General features: G+C 25.8%; 1 protein-coding gene. It reads left to right on the top strand.

All coding sequences use genetic code 4. The annotated features are described in order from the left end of the window. Window positions 1–572 precede the first annotated feature (572 nt). A complete protein-coding gene (locus N1F73_RS03635; protein WP_260360149.1) occupies window positions 573–1,310 on the top strand; it encodes an Mbov_0400 family ICE element protein in 738 nt (245 codons plus the stop codon). The last annotated feature ends 182 nt before the right edge of the window (window positions 1,311–1,492 follow it).

The following is a 1,492-nucleotide window of genomic DNA, read 5'->3' as shown; positions in this document are numbered from 1 at the left end:
CCGAGTACGAAATTTTAATAACTTCTGCTATCTTTTTTAGCGACCATTTTGTATTTTTTAAGTAATTTTGCAATGCAATTAATTTATTTTTTAATTTTGTTTTGTAATCATATTTATCTAATTTTTCTTTGGTTTTGTACTTGGTAATTTTCATAAATATCATTGTCATTTAAATCACAATAAAATATTATCAAAAAGGCTTTTTTTGTTTCTTATACTACGAGGACATTTTTGTTTCTTACATGACATAAAAAAGTTAAATAATTTTATTTGGTTTATGTATATTATGTGTATAATATAGTTATCAAAATATATCTGAATCGCCAAGTGGAATCAGCCGCAGTTGAGACTTGGAAGTGGGATATGTTGTGAGCAGGCAAGCGGAGAAAATTTATTTTTCAGGCACAACTCCTGGTTGTGTCGCTTTTTTTATTTTTAATACAAAAAAATAAATAAGTTTTTTTTGTATTACTATAATATTTTGTAAGTATTTATAAATAAAGCTATGTTTTTATTTTTTTTAATTGATAATAAGAATTAGGTAATAAATTTATCAATTGAAGGAGGGTTTTGTGTTTTCAAAAGCATGAGATAGAACAAATTTTGCTATCAGAAAAAGAGTAGATACATTTTCGCACGACATAAATGGTATTAAGATTTTAGCCCACGGAGGAAGAAGAGACATTAGGCCATTACTTATATTTTATAGTGCAAACGATATTTATTTTCTCAACGCAAGAACAGGATATGATAGTAGAAAAAAACATAAGGGAGAAATATTAGTTAGATTTAACGGAAGCATTGAAAAATCTTATATAAATACTTCTTCAATACATGTTATGAAAAGCGAAGAATTTTTCAAATTTTATAAAAATAATCAACATAATCCTGTTTATCAATTAAATGATAAAGACACAAAAAATGTAATAGATGGATTGAATAAGAGTTTGGAATCAGATCATTTAACTATACAGAGAATTAGTGTTAATGAAAAATTCAAATCCGTTAATGAGGTTTTATTTTCTACCAAAATTAAAAATGATATGCCTTTGAACGAAAACTTCGATAAAAGATATCTGGTACAAACAAACGAATCTGTAGCTACTGTTTTTCATTTAAGAGCTCTTATTAAACATTTAAAAGTTATGGATGATGAGGAATTAACGAATTATCGCAACGCTGAAAATGTAGATGAATACATGTATAAGAACTATAATGGTTATCGTAGTAAAAATGATTATATTAAAGTATTAAACCAAATATCTGAACCTGAAAATAAAGAAGAAGTTAAATCTAAATTGTCATTATAACGCCGTGTTAAAAACGGTGTTTTTTTATAATTTTATTATGCAATACGAAATTAATATTTTTGACAATTTAAGTAATTTAAGAAGTTTATATGCAGCGAAAGCAGACGAATTAAATCGTCTAGAATACGAGTTTAGAACTAAGACTAGATTTATTACACATAAACATTTTAGAATCGCCAGAA

The organism is Mycoplasma sp. HS2188, assembly GCF_025209835.1.
In the GTDB taxonomy this organism is placed as follows: domain Bacteria; phylum Bacillota_I; class Bacilli_A; order Mycoplasmatales; family Metamycoplasmataceae; genus Mycoplasmopsis.
The sequence above is the reverse complement of the archived record's forward strand: the minus strand, read 5'-3'. Positions and strand labels throughout refer to the sequence as shown.